The following is a 16,722-nucleotide window of genomic DNA, read 5'->3' on the forward strand; positions in this document are numbered from 1 at the left end:
ATAAACAATTTGATGATCAGTATCAACCCGGCTTGATATGAGTTCAGCGTCAATAAAATCGAACAATGGCACGCTTAAATCAGATTATTGCGATCGAAAAAGGCATCAAAAGCCGATCCGTCCAAGAACTCGCAGAAGCTCAAAAAGCACTCCAGAAGCCCGCTGTGCTTTCTGGAATCTCCCGTACTTACCGCCCCAAAGACGAAGAAGGCGAACAACTGCCGCCAGAGTCCAAAAAAGTTGAAGTCAAAGCCGAAGAGATTATCCGCAAAATGACTGAATTTTTGACCAAACTCTTCGACGTAACCGCAACCAAAGATTGGACAAATTGTAGCGCCCGCGCTGACATAACTGTAGACGATCAGAACTGCTGGGTTTTATGGTAATTTATCAATCAAAGTGATACGACTTCCCCAAAAAAAAAATGCAAAACCAAGCTCTAAACCGATACAGCGTCCGTCATTTCCAATCTAAAATCTAAAATCTAAAATCTAAAATGGTATGATTTACTGCATCAATCCTCAATGCGAACAACGCGAAAATCCTGCTGCTGCTCAAAATTGTCAAGCTTGTGGCACGGATTTGTTAATTGCCGATCGCTATCGCATCCTTAAACCAGTGCGATCGCCCAATCCCGCACGCCCCACAGACATCTTTGAAGTTGAAGATTTGGGAACCGGGGAAAACGAATGGGGCACTGTCAAAATTTTAAAAGTCTTGAAACACGCCCACAACCCCGATTTAGTTCGCTTGTTCAAGCAAGAAGCGCGAGTTTTGATTTGGCTGGCCGGAAAGGGATCTGTTCCCCAAGTCGAACCAGACGGTTATTTCCCAATTAAAATCCCCCAGAACTTCCAGAAATTGTCTTGTTTGGTGATGGAAAAAATTAGCGGAGAAAACTTGGCAGAATTATTAACTAAAAAACACTACGTTTCTCAAAAGCTCGCCCTTGATTGGCTGCAACAAATGCTTCACATTTTGCAGGAAATCCACAGATATCATGTAGTGCATCGGGATATTAAACCATCCAACCTGATGGTTGAAGCCAATGGAAAATTGAGATTAATTGACTTCGGCGCCGCCACAGAAGCAGAGATAGAGACCGCACCCATAGGTTCTGCTGGATACGCTGCACCGGAACAAATTCTAGGTAAAGCAGGCGTGCGATCGGACTTTTTTGCCCTGGGACGTACTTTTGTACATTTATTAACAGGCATACAGCCGATCGACTTTCCCGTTAATGAAAAAACTGGTAAAATTAATTGGAGGAACCAGGCTGTAGATATTGACCCGTTACTTCTAGAGTCGATCGACGAATTGATGGAACCGCTACCAGAAAACAGACCTGAAAATACCCAAGTTATTTTAGAAAAATTAAAAATTCACGACGCAGACCCCCTGCAAAAGGGGGACGCAACATCGCTTCAATAAATCTCTTCCAACCTGCGAAAATCCCGCTCAACTTCCGCCCACAAAGCCCGATTGTGAGGGTCAGTTTTCACAGCCTTTTTCAAATAAATTCTCGCCTTATCAACCTGCTTTTCTCCGATCAAATGCCGTCCCCAGCGCTGATAGGCGATCGCCTGCCACTGACGCACCTCCAAATCTTCGGGAACCCGCTGGGCCAAACCCTCAATCAAGGCGATCGCCCGCGGGAACCTGTGATATTTCAGCAACTGCTGCAACTCAACATAAGCATCTTGCTTTAACTTTTGTTCCACCGCCGACAGATCCGCATGAGATTGAACCGCAGCCTCTTTTCGAGTCACCTTAACTGCCTGCGGTTGAGCTTTCACCCCCCGATCCGGCGGTGTCGAACTAGGCGGCACAGTGGAATTGGCAACTTTCGACTCCGCAACATGGTGGGGGGCAACATTCACCAGGAACTTATAAGCCTCAGTAATAGCAATAAACTTATTTTTAGCCTGTTCGTTTCCCGGATTCACATCGGGGTGATACTGTCTCGCTAACTGCCGATAAGAGGTCTTAACTTGCGATAAACTCGCACCTAACCTCAGCCCTAACTGTCGGTAATAATCTGCAATATCCATCTAGCATGAATGAGCGTTGATAGTACCATTAAATATGGCAGAATCCTTCAATGTAAAGATTCTGCCAAAATTTACCGAAAAACTGGGTTGTAGTGCGAGGCTTGCCCGCACTACGGTAGCGCAAAAATAACTTACGGACGATCTTCGATCACTCTGTCAATCAAGCCGTATTCCTTGGCTTCCTCAGCGGACATGAAATAGTCGCGATCCATGTCCTTCTCGATTTTCTCGATCGGCTTGCCAGTATTCTTAGCATAGATACCGTTGAGTTGGTGGCGCAGTCGCAGAATCTCTTTGGCCTCAATCTGAATATCCGTTGCTTGTCCCCGCGTGCCCCCAGAAGGCTGGTGAATCATGATGCGCGAGTGAGGCAAAGCTAACCGTTTCCCCTTCGCACCGGCAGCTAACAGGAAAGAACCCATCGAAGCAGCCAAGCCCACACAAATCGTCACCACGTCTGATTTAATGTGCTGCATGGTATCAAAAATAGCCATGCCTGCCGACACCATCCCGCCTGGGGAATTGATGTATAAAATAATATCCTTACCTGAATCTTCCGAATCAAGATAGAGCATCACAGCGATGATTTGATTGGCAATTTCATCGTCAACGTCCCTGCCCAAGAAAATAATCCGTTCCCGGTAGAGGCGATCGTAGATATTAATCCACTGAGTATCATAACCCCCCGGCATCTTGTAGGGAACTTTTGGCACACCGATAGGCATAATTCGGAACTCCGTTTAGTTGGTAATTGGTGATCGGGCAATTGGTTATGGTTTATTAGTTATTTGTTAGTTGTTATTTCCGGTTTTTTAGTTTGTGGTTATAATGACCAATAAACCCTAACCAATAACTAATAACTAATAACTAATACCCCCTAACCGAATTAGAGGACTCCAGCCGGCAGCGGTTTCGGCAATTCTTCAGAACTTTCAAGAACGCGATCGATCAAACCGTATTCTTTAGCTTCCTGGGGCGTCAGGTACAGCAACCGATCCATATCTTTAGTAATCTTTTCGATCGGTTGGCCAGTACAGCTTGCAAAAATATCAAGCATCGTCGCTTTATTTGCCAGCACTTCCTTAGCGCGAATTTGAATGTCGCTTGCTTGACCCCGCGTGTAAGCCTTGGGTTGGTGCAACACAATGGAAGCGTGGGGCAAACTCGCTCGAAAGCCTTTTGTACCAGCCGCTAACAGCATCGCAGACATCCCCATTGCCGAACCGAGGCAAATAGTGTGTACGGGCGGCTTAATGTACCTGATCGTATCGCAGATAGCGAAGGCTTCTGTTTCAAAGCCGACGGGTTCGCCACTGTAACCAGAAGTGCCGGTCGAGTTGATGTAGATTTTGATCGGCTTCTCGGGGTCTTCGTACTGCAAGAACAACAGTTCAGCAATAATCAGTTCTGTTACCGCAGGCACCAGAGGCATCCCCAGATAAACGATCCGCTCCTTCAGCAACAGGGATGGCAAATCGGGAGGTGGCGTCCGAGAGTTCCCTTCCCCGTAGTATGGCGATTGCACTGCTTTAATGGGTGTGTTCATCAGAAAAATGAGTCTGAAACCCCGTCCTTCTAGGACGGCTTTACATTGGATTGGGGTGGAGGGGTATGGTTGCCCCTCCGTGGAGATGTGGTCTTCTCCAAAACTCCCTTACGGGTAAAGTTAGCTTCGCCAATGTTTTTAGAGCTTGTTAAACTTGCAGCACTGTTTCAGTGACCTTAAAACTGTTTAACTGCAAATGACAGGGCAGGGGACTAGCTTCGCATCCCAGGGTGTCATGACTCAAAAAACGTAGACCTCGAAAGTCTTAGGCTGGTCAGGACGGCTCGCAAGAATCTCTTACAAGCCTCATGCACTTAGGCTGAGGTTCCTGACATAACCGAAATGTTGCCTGAACTGATGGAGCTATTCTTAAAGAAATACTAACGCAATCTTTAGGTATCCCGCATGAAAGTTAGTTTGCTCCCGGTTTTAAACGACCCTAACCTTGACGCTGCTGCGCCCTCAACGCAGCGCCAGCTAGCGATTTCGGTGTCTGCGACGGCAAGCTCGATCGACTCCAGCGTACCCTTAAACCTGTGCCTGATTCTCGACCACAGCGGTTCGATGGGCGGACGCCCCTTGGAAACAGTCAAACAAGCCGCCGGACGGTTGCTGGACAGGTTGAAGCCCGGGGATCGCTTTTGCGCGGTGGCTTTCGATCATAAAGCCAAAGTCCTCGTCCCCAATCAAATTGTGGGAGACCCCAGCAGTATTAAACGGCAAATTGAGCAATTGCGATCGGCCGGCGGCACAGCAATTGATGAGGGCATTAAGTTAGGTATTGAAGAGTTGGGCAAAGGCAAAAAAGAAGCTATATCTCAGGCGTTTCTGCTGACTGACGGCGAAAACGAACACGGCGACGACAGCCGCTGTTTGAAGTTGGCTAAATTGGCTGCCGACTACAACATGACTTTAAATTCTCTAGGATTTGGCGATAACTGGAACCAGGATATTTTGGAAAAGATTGCTGATGCTGGTGGCGGTGCTCTGGCTCACATTCAGCGTCCCGAAGATGCGGTTGACGAGTTTAGCAAACTATTTACTCGCATCCAAGGTGTAGGTTTGACTAATGCTTATTTGCTATTTTCACTGATGCCAAAAGTACGGTTAGCCGAACTCAAACCGATCGCCCAAGTTGCCCCGGATACGATCGAATTACCGGTACAGCAAGAGGGCGATCGTTTTATGGTACGCCTGGGAGATTTAATGAAGGATATAGAGCGAGTAGTTTTGGCTAATATTTATATTGGACAGTTGCCCGAAGGTACACAGGCGATCGGGCAATTGCAAATTCGCTACGACGATCCGAGTGTCGGCCAAGGTTTGCTTTCCGATCCTGTTGCACTTTCCGCTAATGTCGTGAAAGTTTATCAGCCGGCACTTAACCCAATGGTGCAGCAGCACATTTTAGCTTTGGCTAAATACCGCCAAACTCAACTGGCCGAAACTAGATTGCAACAGGGCGATCGAGCCGGCGCGGCGACAATGCTGCAAACTGCAGCTAAAACTGCTCTGCAAATGGGCGATAAAAGTGCCGCAACTGTGCTCCAAACCTCTGCTACTCGCTTGCAGTCTGGCGAACAATTGAGTGAAGCCGATCGCAAGAAAACTCGGATTGCTTCTAAAACTATTTTGAAGTAATCGCGCGATTTTAAATTTTCAATAATTTTAAATTGGGCGATCGGACAATTTGGCGATGCGAAATCGCCCCTACAAAAACGAAACCCGCGCCCAGGCGGGTTTCAATATTCTGAGTCTCGCCTGCAAAAAGCGAAAGTCAGTGTAGCCGGATTGTTTCAAGCTGTGGATCGACAAGAAGCTCGATGGTTTAGAATGTTTCTATCACCTATCAAGAGTGCTTGTATGAACCAGACAATATCTGATAAAGTACGCTGGACTACCGCCGATTTAGAACTATTGCCCGATAACGGCGATCGCTATGAAATTATTGATGGGGAGCTATTTATGACTAGAGCACCGCATTGGGGGCATCAACAGACTTGTGGCAGATTTTTTTCTTGCCTTGATACTTGGTCGATGTCTACTGGTTTGGGACGAGCCGCCATCAATCCGGGTCTTATTTTCACGGACGCTGATAACGTCATTCCTGATGTAGTTTGGGCGAGTAATGAACGCTTGGCTATCTTGCTAGACGAAGCCGGCCATTTAACCGCCGCACCCGAGTTAATTGTTGAAGTGTTATCCCCCGGTGCAGACAATCAGAGACGCGATCGAGATTTGAAACTTAGACTCTATTCAGTGCGAGGAGTGCAGGAATACTGGGTTGTGAATTGGCAATTGCAGCAAATAGAAGTTTATCGCAGGGAACTAGCAAGTTTAAGGCTCATTGCTACGCTGTTGAGCAATGATGAACTAACTTCGCCTTTGTTGCCCGGTTTTAGTTGTTCTGTCGCTCAAATTTTTGCCTAAATTATGAAATCATCATTTTACAATTTAATTGCTACTCTAGTAATCTTTACTATCTTTGGTAATATATCCCTTGCTGTCTCTGCTAAATCCTCAGCAATATTAATAGCTCAAAAAACGATTGTTCAAAATCCTGCTGAAGATTTATTCAATAGTGCTTTAGCCAAATCAGAGGCGGGAGACATTCAAGGGGCGATCGCCGATTACACCGAAGCCATCCGCCTCAACCCAAACTACGCCAAAGCCCACAACAAACGCGGCATCATCCACGGCCGCAATCTCAAAGATTACCCAGCAGCTAAAGCAGATTTCGATCGCGCAATTGAAATCAACCCCAACTACGGCGATGCCTACTACAACCGCGCCAGAGTCCGCGAGTTCTTAGAAGACAAACCGGGGGCGATCGCTGATTATCAAAAAGCAGCGGAACTTTATCAAAAAGACGGGAATACCAACGATTATCAAGATGCCATACAGCATCTTCAAATTCTGCAAAAATAGAGTGCTTTTGAAAACATAGTATAATATCCTGCGATCGGCGTTCATCCGCATTCATCGGCGGTTAAACATTCCAAATTAACTATTCAAAAAATGCCCGAAACTTCCACCGTTACCGTTACTGTACCCGCTACAACCGCCAATTTAGGCCCCGGCTTCGACTGCATCGGCGCCGCTTTAAGCCTCTACAACCGCTTCCAATTCTCCCGACTCGAACCCTCAGCAACCGAGAAACTAAAAATTACAGTTACGGGCCAAGAAGCCCCCAAAGTCAAGACAGACGACAGCAATCTCGCTTATCAAGCATTTATAAAGTTATACGGATACCTGAACCAATCACCACCGCCCGTAGCCATACATATAGATATGCAAGTGCCGCTGGCTAGAGGTTTAGGAAGTTCCGCCACAGCTATTATCGGTGGGTTAGTCGGTGCAAATGAATTAGCCGGAAAGCCTTTGAGTCAGGTGGAAGTGATGCAATTGGCGATCGAACTTGAAGGACATCCCGACAACGTTGTCCCCGCTTTATTGGGAGGATGTCGCCTCGCTGCTAGCAATGCACCCCCCCAACCCCCCCTTAGTAAGGGGGGGCTAAGAGAAGAATTCCCCCTTACCGACGCGGGGCTCACACAATCACCCCCCCTTAGCAAGGGGGGGCAGGGGGGGGGTTCCTGGCAAATTTGCGATATTCCCTGGCATCCAAATATTGTGCCCGTGGTAGCCATCCCCGATTTTGAACTGTCTACAGCCGAAGCCCGCAAAGTTTTGCCAGCAGATTACAGTCGGGCTGACGCGATTTTTAATGCTGCACACCTCGGTTTGCTAGTGCGGGCTTTGGAAACTGGCAATGAAAACTGGCTGCGCTGCGCCCTCCAAGACAAAATTCACCAACCTTACCGCCAATCTCTGATTAAGGGATATGAAGCGGTGCAGCAAGCTGCCCTGAATGCAGGGGCTTGTGGGATGGTAATTAGCGGTGCGGGGCCGACGCTTTTGGCTTTAACGGATGTTACTAATGCTGATGCGGTTGAGAAAGCGATGGCGGCTGCTTGGATGGAATTTGGGGTAAAGGCTGAGGTGCGTGCGATCGGCCTCGATACTCAAGGCGCGCAAGTCTCCCTTTAGTTATTCCACTCCTAGACACACAACATCTACATCACCGTGTTTTGTAGGGGCAACCCCCCGTGGTTGCCCCTCTCCGTGGCATTATTCATATTTCTATTCTCTTCCTCTCTCCTTCAAATCTCTTGAAGATCAACTTAAGTCTCTTCTCGATAACTTCTGCCATTCCCTCTACAAAATTTTACATTTAAAAAAAAGGCAGTCATTGTAGGGGCGGATTCACCATAATCTCAGGCTAAAACCAACAATCTCAAAAATCCGCCCCCACCAACGGTAAATACTATTAAGGATCGCGAATTAAATAATTTACACAAGTTTGTGGGGACTAGGGGTTGGGCACTCTTAGCTCGCCCTTTCTGGACGGGCTTTCAGGCCCATCCCACAAGAACCATCACGCATTGTAAGTTATTTAATTCTCATTCCTAACTGTGACGCAGCGGAATCTCTATCTGAATTTTAGTGCCTTTCCCCGGTTCTGAAAAACACTTGAACTCTCCTTTGTGCTGCTCTACAATTATCCGATAGCTGAGAGCAAGTCCCGATGATATGGGTGGTTCCGCAGGTTTTGATCCCAAAAATGGATCGGAAATTTTGGCTGTGATATCTTTGCTATGTGCGATGTCGTTATCAGCAATCTCAATCGAAATTCGCTGAGCATCGACTACCTGAGTGGTAATCAAAATCACAGGCTTAAATTTGATGGATTCCAACTCTTCCAACTCTTGAGCCGACTCTTCCAAAGCATCGATCGCATGATTGATGATATTCAGAAAAGCTTGATTTAGCAGACCTGCATAACACTCAATCTGTGGCAAATTGCCGAATTGTTTGATCACCTTGATGTCTCGCCTTCCCTCGCGAGCCGGCAAGCGGTGCTGCAACAACAACAGAGTATTTTCTAAACCGTCGGAAACATCAAATAACTGCCAGCCCGATCGATCGCTGCGGGAAAAATCCTGTAGCGACAAGATTATTTGGCGGATGCGATCGCTCCCGGTACGCATGGAACTCACAATTTTTAATAAATCGTCCAGAACGAATTCCACATCCATATCTTGCTGCTTTTGCAGAATTTCCGCTCCGGGATTGACTAGCTCTTTTTGATACAATCGCAGGAGTTCAATTAAATCGGTTGCGTAGCTTTGGACGTGAGTTAGATTGCTGTAAATAAAAGTAATGGGGTTGTTAATTTCGTGGGCTATCCCAGACACCAATTCGCCCAAACTAGACATTTTTTCATTTTGCAGCATTCGATCGCGCGACAGATCCAATTCTTGCTGGGTTAACTCCAACCGCGCCCTCAACTCGTGCGATCGCTTAGACGCGCGCACCCGCGCCAATAATTCCTGCTTAACTATCGGTTTAAACAGAAAATCGTCAAAGGGCTCATCCAATGCTTGAACTTCATCAAATTGCTCCGGTGTTGTCAGCAGAATAAAATAGGCTGCCGCCAATTCTCGCTCGGCTTTCACCAGCCGGCACACCTCCAAAAAGTTGATTTGACGCGAAGTCCCGTCGCAAATTATCGCATCGGGGGACAATTCCTTCGCCAAGTCTAAACCCTCCTTGTCGTCGGAAACGACTCTCACCTGATGTCCCTCTTGGCTGAGTAACTCTTTCACAACTTGAAAAGTCACAGTATCCGCGACGATCGCCAGAATCTTTGCCATACTTCTATCATCTCCACAAATTACTTTTTAGGATACAACCGCCAGAATTGCGCTGACAGATTTAAAATTCCAAAATAGTTCAATTACATCAAAAAACAGCCCATACCCGCTCCCTCAAAACCAAAAATAGCCCATACCATTTTAGATTTTATATTTTAGAGTAAAAAATTGGTAATGACCGAAAACATCCAGGATACCCGCCACGTGATTCATCCGTAGAGAAATTAGAAACGTGTATCCGAGAAACTTGCCCCCCGAATTTATCTCGCGCAAGTCAATGCTTCAATTCTTTAATCTAAAATCTAAAATCTAAAATCTAAAATCGATTGACTTACTGTATAATAGTTGGGAGCTTGCCTAAAGTTGCATATTTTTTGGGAAATGGTATCACGAGAAGGTATAATTTTAGACGGGTAATGCAAAAATGCCAATTTTCTCCTTCGTAATAATGTTACATCAGAGCTTTCGGCAGAAAGACTGCGGAGGGCGATCGCAGATACTTTCTCAAATTGCGCCAGGAAACAATAAAAAACTTTAAAATTAATTAATAGTATCGTTAAATTCACCTTCTCGGTCAGCGCCTGGGAATGCCAATTACCAACACCACCTCAACTTTGATTCAAGCCGAAACACTAGAACTATTAGAATGGCCGCGCCTGTGTCAGCACTTGGCTACCTTCGCGGCCACCAAACTCGGCGTCGCCGCCGCCCTTGACCTCGCAATCCCGGCAACTCAAGCTCAAACAGCCGAACTCCTCGCCCAAACTCAGGAAACTTATCAGTTAGAGAGCCGCGCTGGCGGTGCTTTGAGTTTTGAAGGAATCCAAGACATCGGCACTTCTCTGCAGCGAGCCGAACTTCAAGGTTTGCTCAGCGGCGAAGAATTGCTGGCAATTGCTACTACCCTGGCCGGAGCAAGGCAATTGCGCCGGATAATTGACTCTCAGGCAGATGTGCCGGCGCTCAAAGAACTGGCAGCCCAATTGCGGACTTATCCCGAACTAGAGCAAGAAATCCATCGCTGTATAGACGATCGCGCTCAAGTAGCAGACAGAGCCACTCCTAAATTAGCAGGAATTCGAGTTCAAATGCGACAGTTGCGCGATCGCATTTATCAAATATTGCAGGGGATTTTGCAGCGCCAATCCAACGCCGTACAAGAACAGCTAATTACCCAAAGAAGCGGACGCTTTGTCATTCCCGTCAAAGCTCCCCAAAAAGATGCCATACCGGGCATCGTTCATGACTCCTCGGCCAGCGGCGCGACTCTTTACGTAGAGCCCCACAGCACAGTCAATCTTAACAACCAAATGCGGCAGTTGCTCCGGCAAGAACAAGCCGAAGAAGAAGCAGTCCGCCGCGCCCTCACGGAGCAAGTCGCAGCAGTAAAACCCGATTTAGACAGATTGGTGGTGGTAGTTACAACTTTAGATTTAGCGGCCGCTAAAGCGCGTTATAGTTTTTGGTTGCAAGCAAATCCGCCGAAATTTATCGAATTGGGAGAGCCAGAATTAGCACCCAAAAATCCCGAAACAGAAGATGAGGAAAAAGAAGATGAGGAAAACTCAGAAAACAGTCAATTATTAATTCGCAACCTGCGATCGCAAATTACCCTGCGCCAGTTGCGCCATCCGTTATTAGTTTGGCAGCAACAGCACGAGCAAGGCTTTCCAGTCGTGCCGGTCGATTTAACGATCGGGCCGCACATCCGCGTCGTCGCCATCACAGGCCCCAACACAGGCGGCAAAACTGTCACCCTCAAAACCTTGGGCTTGGCAGCTTTAATGGCGAAAGCAGGAATGTTTGTTGCTGCCCGCGAACCCGTAGAATTGCCTTGGTTCGACAATATTTTGGCCGATATTGGTGACGAACAATCTTTGCAGCAAAGTTTGTCTACTTTCTCCGGTCATATCCGCCGCATCAGCCGCATTTTAGAAGTTTTACAAAATAAATCGCAGGCCCAAGGGGAAGAAAATTCAAACCTTCAAATTACTAATTCCCAACAGCAAGACGAAGAAGCCACAGATACGCAGAACACTGTTTCTGCTCTCCCAATTCTCAAACCTAAATTACAAATTCCCAAACCCCAAATCCCAATTACCAATTCCCAATTACCAATTCCCAAATCTTTAGTTTTGTTAGACGAAGTAGGAGCGGGGACAGACCCATCTGAAGGCAGTGCATTGGCGATCGCCCTGTTGAAATACCTCGCCCAACATTCCCTATTAACAGTTGCAACTACCCACTTTGGCGAACTCAAAGCCCTCAAATATCAAGACTCCCGCTTTGAAAATGCCTCAGTAGAATTTGACGACAATTCCATGCAGCCAACCTATCGCTTGCTGTGGGGAATTCCCGGACGTTCCAACGCCCTCACCATTGCCAAAAGACTCGGTTTGCTAACAGAAATTGTCGAAGAAGCTCAAACCTATGTCGGGGGAGCCTCTCAAGATGTCAATCAAGTGATTGCTGGACTCGAAGCACAGCGCCGGAAACAGGAAACCAAGGCCAGAGAAGCAACTCAACTGCTACACCAAACCGAAAAACTGCACAGAGAAGTTTCTCAAAAAGCAGCCGCTTTGCAAGAGCGGGAGCGAGAACTAAAAATAGCTCAGGAAGTGGCAGTAAATGAGGCGATCGGGTCGGCAAAATCAGAAATTGCTCAAATCATTCGTCGCTTGCAGTCGGGCAACCAGACGGCTCAAAATGCCCAACAAGCGACAGAAACCTTAAATCAAATTTCCCAAAAACACCTGCCCTCTCGACAGCAACCGGCTAAACCCAAACCGAGTTTTATGCCGAAAGTGGGCGATCGCATCCGCATTCCCAGCTTGGGCCAAACAGCCGAAGTCCTCAGCGGCCCCGATGCTAACGAAGAGTTGAGCGTTCGGTTTGGGATTATGAAAATGACTGTCAAACTAGGAGAAATTGAATCCCTCGACGGTCAAAAACCGGAAACTAAAGCTCAATTAGCCAAGGTTGCAGCCCAAGCCCAAGCACTCGCTACGGCTAAAGCTAAGCAAGCAGCGGCGGAACCTGCAAAACCCAATCCCGAAATTGCCATTCGCACTGCTAATAATTCGATCGACCTACGGGGTGCGAGAGTCTCAGACGCAGAAATCGAAATAGACAGAGCTCTTTCCAAAGCCGTGGAATACGGAGTGCTATGGATAATTCACGGTAAAGGCACGGGACAGTTGCGGCGCGGCGTTCACGAGTTCCTTGCTTCTCACCCGCAGGTTTCCCGCTTTGAACTCGCCAGTCAAAAAGAAGGAGGTGCAGGTGTGACGGTGGTTTATTTACATTGATTTGTGGCAGCCGGTGGCGTAGCATGGTTAAAAGTAAAAATATCTGGGTTTTGCGGATTGCGATCGATCGAACTTGAAGCCGCAACTTTTCACCCGCAAATCCGTCCAGCAGTTAGGATGGCCGGAATCAAAGCAACGAGCTTGACTAAAGTGCCAAATAGTTTGCTAAAATTCTCCATAGTTGATTATTGAGAGGAAGTTTTGTGTTTGCTATTAAACGAGCGCTCAAATTAAATAACAAAGAAGCGACGTTGATGGCAAAACACGCAGGATTCCGGCGCGTAGTTTTCAACTTTGGGTTGAGCTTGCGAACTCAAATGTATGGCGAGGGACAATTTACAGACTCGAAGGTCATCAACGAAGTCAAGAAAGTTCTCACCAACTACGTCAAGAAAAAGCCTGAATTCGGCTGGATGAACCAGTTGTCTAGTCGAGTTTACCAGAATGCGTTAATCGATCTAAAAGATGCGTTTAGTCGTTATCGTTCTGTTCAAGCAGGTCATCCGAAATTCGCTAGTCGCAGAGACGGTCAATCTTTTACGGTCGATTCGTCTAACGGCAAAGTTTTGCTAAACGCTGGCAGAACGATCAAGATTCCTACGCTGGGAACTTTTCGACTTTTTGAACCTCTAGAATGTAGCTTCGTCTCTCAAACTTTCACGATTTCAAAAGAAGGAAATCGCTGGTTTGTCTCATTCTGCGTTGATGCAGAACGTCTACCTGTTCAGCAGCCTGAAAGTTCTGTAGGGATTGATGTAGGCATTAAATCTTTTGCAACACTGTCAAACCAACAGGTCTTTGATGCACCAAAGCCGTTAAAGCAAGCGAAAACCAAACTTGCTACCTTACAGCGCCAAGCATCAAAACAGGTAAGAGGCTCCCAAAACCAGCGCAAAACCTACAATAAAATCAGCAGACTTCACGCGCGGATAGCTCGTATTCGTTTAGATTTCCTTCACAAGCTAACAACTTATTTAGCCCAAACTTTCAAGCTAATCAAGATTGAAAGTTTGAACGTTCAGGGCATGATGGCGAATCACAAGCTGGCTGGGGCAATATCGGATCTAGGTTTTTACGAATTTAAGCGTCAACTCGATTATAAGTGCAAAATGTATGGGGCACATTTAGTGCTGGTAGACCAATGGTTCCCTAGCACTAAGACTTGCTCGAATTGTGGCACTAAAAAAGATATGCCACTAAGCGTTCGGACTTTCGACTGTCCTGCTTGTGGTATATCTTTAGAACGCGATTTGAATGCAAGTCTGAACATTTTGAACTGGGAACCCTCGGCTTGAGGGGGATAGCCTACTTACCTTGGGATTAGCCGTCTATCCAACAGCGTAGGAAGTGAACACGAAATTGTGTCTAAAAATGAGTTTAGACAAGTTTAGATAAGTTTTACAAAGCAGACCAATTAACAGATATGCTGTTGCCCACAGGCCGCAAAGCTTTCATCACTGCATACTGTTTGATATCCTGCCTCAACCTGTCTTAATTTCCCGTGCTGAAGCCATGCGCTCGACCGTAAAGCCCTCCGCTCCCACAAACGAAACGGGCCCATCTCCCAACTGGGCAGAATTGACCCAAAAAGCACCAGAACCTACCCAGTTGGACAACATTAAAGCCCAACTGGATTTAGTGCTGTTAGCCCTAGAAGCACTGGCAGAAATAGGATCAGAGGCGATGCTCAAGGTAGCAGCCGAACTGAATTTAGAGCCAATGGTAGCCGATCGGGTAGCTTTGTGGCGGCTGCGCCAATCTAACCCGCTGCGGAAAGGCCACGGAGGGCGCAAAAAACTAGATGTGGAGGAAGCTCGATCGCTCGTTTTGATAAGCTGTCATTTGGCAAAACAGCACCAAGCTTTAATCCGCCGCGCTGTTGCTTTGCTCGAACAAATGGCAGAACAAAACCGCGAACCTCACACCATCGCTTTGCTGGGAGATTATATTGACAGGTTCAGCAACACTTATGGCTCGCGCATGGAAGATGGAGAAAATTTATCAGCCCGAGAGTTGACTGATTTGGCCCTCAAACTCCTGATCGATTTGCTGTTTTACAGCAGTCCCGGCGGCCACCGCCGCCTCTGGCTGGCTCTTCTAGACCGCGCTAAAAATTAAGCTAAGCATAATGGGAACGAGAATGACAAAGATCCGGAACAGGCAAGATGCCTGTTCCACCAAAAAATTTATTTATTGTGGAACAGGCATCTTGCCTGTTGCTAAAAAAGCTTGTTGAGAATACTGCCAAATATCAGATAAAACATAGTTATTCCCTCTTCCTTCTTGCTTGCTGCTATGGTTCTCAAACGGTACACGCCCCCCACTTGCACGCTGGAAATCACAGCCAAAAGTTCGCCTCTATCTCGCTGGGCGGGCCAACCGGTGTTTAAATCTTTAAGTTTCGAGCTGCGACTCGACGACCCCAGGTTGCCAGATACCGAACACGTTACTCTCAGGGGCGATCGAATTCAACTCGAAACCCTCCACGAAGCTGTCAGCAACTACGTCCAAAACTTGCTCGGCGAATCCCGCGATTGGGAAAGCAACCTCAACTCTCAAACCGATGGTACCGCAGCAGGCCCAGACTCGCCACAAGCCGCGGGTAATGCCGTTATATTCGATCGAGCCGTCAACACTTCCGAACTAGCAACCTCCGCCCCAAACACAGCCTACCTTCCGGTTCCCCCCCGCTTAGAACCCCGCGGCTTGCTTGCCCATAACTTGTTTTTAGGCTCTTTGAGCGCCGCAGAATCCGGGCCAGTAGTGCCCTTGAGCACCCTGCAACTGTTTGACTTGGCCACAGCACTAGATGACTGCGCCGCCGAAGTGATGGCGCTTCCCAACCTCAACCGCGAGTCCCGACGGCCACTGTCCTCACCCTGGCTCAAGGTGGCAGCATTGCTGGTCGCGGGCGCCGGTCTGACGACAGGAACTATCAAAATGCTCGATCGAACCGCCACCTCCCCGCAAACCGCCACAGCCCCCGCCACAGCCCCCGCCAATCCACAATTGAACACCGCTCCAGGAAACCCCCAGCTAGCTGCAGGCGTTTCCCCCAGTCCAGTTCCCGCCCTACCCACACCCCCAGCACCAACACCCGCAGCCACACCCGCTTTACCGCCCCTGCCGCCCCCGCCCATCAACACCGCCGCCTCTCCCAGCCCCAGCTTGCCCCCCATCGCCCTCGCGCCAACTCCCCCCACCAACAGACCCAGCCCCATCCAGCAGCCACCCCTGCTATTTCCCGCCAACGGCAGCGCAGCCAGCGCCCCACAGAGCGCCCCAGCTTTCCCTCAAGGGCAAACAATCACTATTCCCGCCCCCGAAGAACCCTCCATTTCCGCCCCCCAAGCACCCGCACCAGTACCCTACGTGCTGCCCCCACTACCGCCTAGACTGGCTCCCGCCGTACCGCCCCCCCTGCCTCCATCCCTGTCTGCTTCCCGATTTCCCGTTCCCCCGCCGCAACCCTTCCCCCGCCCCATCGAGCCGATTGTCCCCCCAGCCAGTACCGAACTCCCACCCCTTGAGGACGCTCAACCAACCGCCGAGTCCGAGGACAACAACCAGGTCGCAGCCAGCAGAAAAAACCACACTTTATTTGATACTATTCCTCAAGTTTCAGAAGCTAGAACTTACTTTGAGGAACGCTGGAAGCCTCCTGAAGGAATGGAACAAACTTTGGAATACAGCGTGCTGATCGATGAAAATGGGTCAGTTGAAAGTATTATGCCGATGGGAAAAGCAGCAGCAGATTATATCGAGCAAATTAATATGCCATTAGCCGGCGAGCCGTTTGTTTCTGCTGTTTCTAATGGAAAAAACCCTAAAATTCGAGTTGTTTTGCGACCGAACGGTAGAGTACAAACCTTTTTGGAAGAGAGTGATTAGGAATGAGAATTAAATAACTTCCACTCTTGAAAGTGGGATGGGCGTCCCGCCCGTCCAAAAAAGACGGGCGGGACGCCCATCCCACAATAACTATTAAAATTGTAAGTTATTTAATTCGCGATCCTTAAACGCTCTCAAACACATTGTCGAGATGGGAAATCCGGTTAATATCATGTCCGCTCGATTGACCCTAATATCCCGGTCGGGCG

16 protein-coding genes are annotated in these 16,722 nt (G+C 48.0%); 12 read left to right on the forward strand and 4 right to left on the reverse strand.

Translation table 11 applies throughout. The features are described 5' to 3' along the window. Positions 1–65 precede the first annotated feature (65 nt). Together QUB20_RS03305 and QUB20_RS03310 are read left to right on the forward strand one after the other, a co-directional pair. Positions 66–386, forward strand: a complete 321-nt coding sequence (locus QUB20_RS03305; protein ID WP_333233796.1) for a DUF7873 family protein — start codon at positions 66–68, stop codon at positions 384–386. A gap of 115 nt (positions 387–501) precedes the next feature. Beyond that, positions 502–1,431 carry a serine/threonine-protein kinase gene (locus QUB20_RS03310; RefSeq protein ID WP_333244695.1) on the forward strand — a complete coding sequence of 310 codons (930 nt, stop codon included), beginning with the start codon at positions 502–504 and terminating at the stop codon, positions 1,429–1,431. On the opposite strand, the gene QUB20_RS03315 is transcribed toward QUB20_RS03310, so the two are convergent. The 3 genes from QUB20_RS03315 to QUB20_RS03325 all read right to left on the reverse strand — a co-directional run bounded on the left by QUB20_RS03315 (position 1,425) and on the right by QUB20_RS03325 (position 3,597). Then, positions 1,425–2,051, reverse strand: a complete 627-nt coding sequence (locus QUB20_RS03315; RefSeq protein WP_333055698.1) for a DnaJ domain-containing protein — start codon at positions 2,049–2,051, stop codon at positions 1,425–1,427. The two genes, QUB20_RS03310 and QUB20_RS03315, sit on opposite strands and share 7 nt — an antisense overlap. 131 nt (positions 2,052–2,182) lie before the next feature. Continuing rightward, complete coding sequence (locus QUB20_RS03320) at positions 2,183–2,776, reverse strand: ATP-dependent Clp protease proteolytic subunit (protein WP_333055699.1); 594 nt, start codon at positions 2,774–2,776, stop codon at positions 2,183–2,185. Between the two features lie 161 nt (positions 2,777–2,937). Continuing rightward, complete coding sequence (locus QUB20_RS03325) at positions 2,938–3,597, reverse strand: ATP-dependent Clp protease proteolytic subunit (protein WP_333055700.1); 660 nt, start codon at positions 3,595–3,597, stop codon at positions 2,938–2,940. Positions 3,598–4,002: 405 nt separating this feature from the next. On the opposite strand from QUB20_RS03325, the gene QUB20_RS03330 reads away from it, so the two are divergent. The 4 genes from QUB20_RS03330 to thrB all read left to right on the forward strand — a co-directional run bounded on the left by QUB20_RS03330 (position 4,003) and on the right by thrB (position 7,647). Beyond that, on the forward strand, positions 4,003–5,238 hold the full coding sequence (locus QUB20_RS03330) for a VWA domain-containing protein (protein ID WP_333055701.1): 1,236 nt from the start codon (positions 4,003–4,005) through the stop codon (positions 5,236–5,238). A gap of 222 nt (positions 5,239–5,460) precedes the next feature. Further along, positions 5,461–6,027, forward strand: coding sequence for a Uma2 family endonuclease (locus QUB20_RS03335; RefSeq protein WP_333244699.1), 567 nt, complete (start codon positions 5,461–5,463; stop codon positions 6,025–6,027). A 3-nt stretch (positions 6,028–6,030) separates the two neighbouring features. Continuing rightward, positions 6,031–6,525 carry a tetratricopeptide repeat protein gene (locus tag QUB20_RS03340; RefSeq protein ID WP_333244702.1) on the forward strand — a complete coding sequence of 165 codons (495 nt, stop codon included), beginning with the start codon at positions 6,031–6,033 and terminating at the stop codon, positions 6,523–6,525. 90 nt (positions 6,526–6,615) lie between these two features. Further along, a complete protein-coding gene (gene thrB, locus QUB20_RS03345) occupies positions 6,616–7,647 on the forward strand; it encodes a homoserine kinase (RefSeq protein ID WP_333244705.1) in 1,032 nt (343 codons plus the stop codon). 419 nt (positions 7,648–8,066) lie between these two features. Here thrB and QUB20_RS03350 read toward each other — a convergent pair whose 3' ends face one another. Then, positions 8,067–9,314, reverse strand: a complete 1,248-nt coding sequence (locus tag QUB20_RS03350) for a response regulator (protein WP_333244708.1) — start codon at positions 9,312–9,314, stop codon at positions 8,067–8,069. 614 nt (positions 9,315–9,928) lie between these two features. On the opposite strand from QUB20_RS03350, the gene QUB20_RS03355 reads away from it, so the two are divergent. From QUB20_RS03355 to QUB20_RS03380, 6 genes are all read left to right on the forward strand, one after another. Continuing rightward, positions 9,929–12,622: an endonuclease MutS2 gene (locus QUB20_RS03355; RefSeq protein ID WP_333244725.1), complete on the forward strand. Its 2,694-nt coding sequence runs from the start codon at positions 9,929–9,931 to the stop codon at positions 12,620–12,622. 3 nt (positions 12,623–12,625) lie between these two features. Then, positions 12,626–12,814 carry a hypothetical protein gene (locus QUB20_RS03360; RefSeq protein ID WP_333244712.1) on the forward strand — a complete coding sequence of 63 codons (189 nt, stop codon included), beginning with the start codon at positions 12,626–12,628 and terminating at the stop codon, positions 12,812–12,814. An 11-nt stretch (positions 12,815–12,825) separates the two neighbouring features. Further along, on the forward strand, positions 12,826–13,917 hold the full coding sequence (locus QUB20_RS03365; protein WP_333244714.1) for an RNA-guided endonuclease TnpB family protein: 1,092 nt from the start codon (positions 12,826–12,828) through the stop codon (positions 13,915–13,917). 217 nt (positions 13,918–14,134) lie between these two features. Next, positions 14,135–14,740, forward strand: coding sequence for a DUF3038 domain-containing protein (locus QUB20_RS03370; RefSeq protein ID WP_333244719.1), 606 nt, complete (start codon positions 14,135–14,137; stop codon positions 14,738–14,740). Between the two features lie 47 nt (positions 14,741–14,787). After that, positions 14,788–15,012 carry a hypothetical protein gene (locus QUB20_RS03375; protein ID WP_333291164.1) on the forward strand — a complete coding sequence of 75 codons (225 nt, stop codon included), beginning with the start codon at positions 14,788–14,790 and terminating at the stop codon, positions 15,010–15,012. After that, positions 14,918–16,513 (forward strand): DUF4335 domain-containing protein, encoded by a 1,596-nt coding sequence (locus QUB20_RS03380; protein ID WP_333244722.1) that lies wholly within the window; start codon positions 14,918–14,920, stop codon positions 16,511–16,513. The genes QUB20_RS03375 and QUB20_RS03380 overlap by 95 nt, the downstream gene beginning before the upstream one ends. Positions 16,514–16,722 lie beyond the last annotated feature (209 nt).

It is taken from the genome of Microcoleus sp. B4-C2, assembly GCF_036705265.1.
Taxonomy (GTDB): domain Bacteria; phylum Cyanobacteriota; class Cyanobacteriia; order Cyanobacteriales; family Microcoleaceae; genus Microcoleus.

Excerpts from the sequence above, each read along its gene's own strand:
- QUB20_RS03335 (WP_333244699.1), top strand. The coding sequence starts at position 5,461 with ATGAACCAGACAATATCTGATAAAGTACGCTGGACTACCGCCGATTTA.
- QUB20_RS03305 (WP_333233796.1), top strand. The coding sequence starts at position 66 with ATGGCACGCTTAAATCAGATTATTGCGATCGAAAAAGGCATCAAAAGC.
- QUB20_RS03315 (WP_333055698.1), bottom strand. The coding sequence starts at position 2,051 with ATGGATATTGCAGATTATTACCGACAGTTAGGGCTGAGGTTAGGTGCG.
- thrB (WP_333244705.1), top strand. The coding sequence starts at position 6,616 with ATGCCCGAAACTTCCACCGTTACCGTTACTGTACCCGCTACAACCGCC.
- QUB20_RS03370 (WP_333244719.1), top strand. The coding sequence starts at position 14,135 with ATGCGCTCGACCGTAAAGCCCTCCGCTCCCACAAACGAAACGGGCCCA.
- QUB20_RS03350 (WP_333244708.1), bottom strand. The coding sequence starts at position 9,314 with ATGGCAAAGATTCTGGCGATCGTCGCGGATACTGTGACTTTTCAAGTT.
- QUB20_RS03325 (WP_333055700.1), bottom strand. The coding sequence starts at position 3,597 with ATGAACACACCCATTAAAGCAGTGCAATCGCCATACTACGGGGAAGGG.
- QUB20_RS03340 (WP_333244702.1), top strand. The coding sequence starts at position 6,031 with ATGAAATCATCATTTTACAATTTAATTGCTACTCTAGTAATCTTTACT.
- QUB20_RS03375 (WP_333291164.1), top strand. The coding sequence starts at position 14,788 with ATGCCTGTTCCACCAAAAAATTTATTTATTGTGGAACAGGCATCTTGC.
- QUB20_RS03310 (WP_333244695.1), top strand. The coding sequence starts at position 502 with ATGATTTACTGCATCAATCCTCAATGCGAACAACGCGAAAATCCTGCT.
- QUB20_RS03320 (WP_333055699.1), bottom strand. The coding sequence starts at position 2,776 with ATGCCTATCGGTGTGCCAAAAGTTCCCTACAAGATGCCGGGGGGTTAT.
- QUB20_RS03380 (WP_333244722.1), top strand. The coding sequence starts at position 14,918 with ATGGTTCTCAAACGGTACACGCCCCCCACTTGCACGCTGGAAATCACA.
- QUB20_RS03330 (WP_333055701.1), top strand. The coding sequence starts at position 4,003 with ATGAAAGTTAGTTTGCTCCCGGTTTTAAACGACCCTAACCTTGACGCT.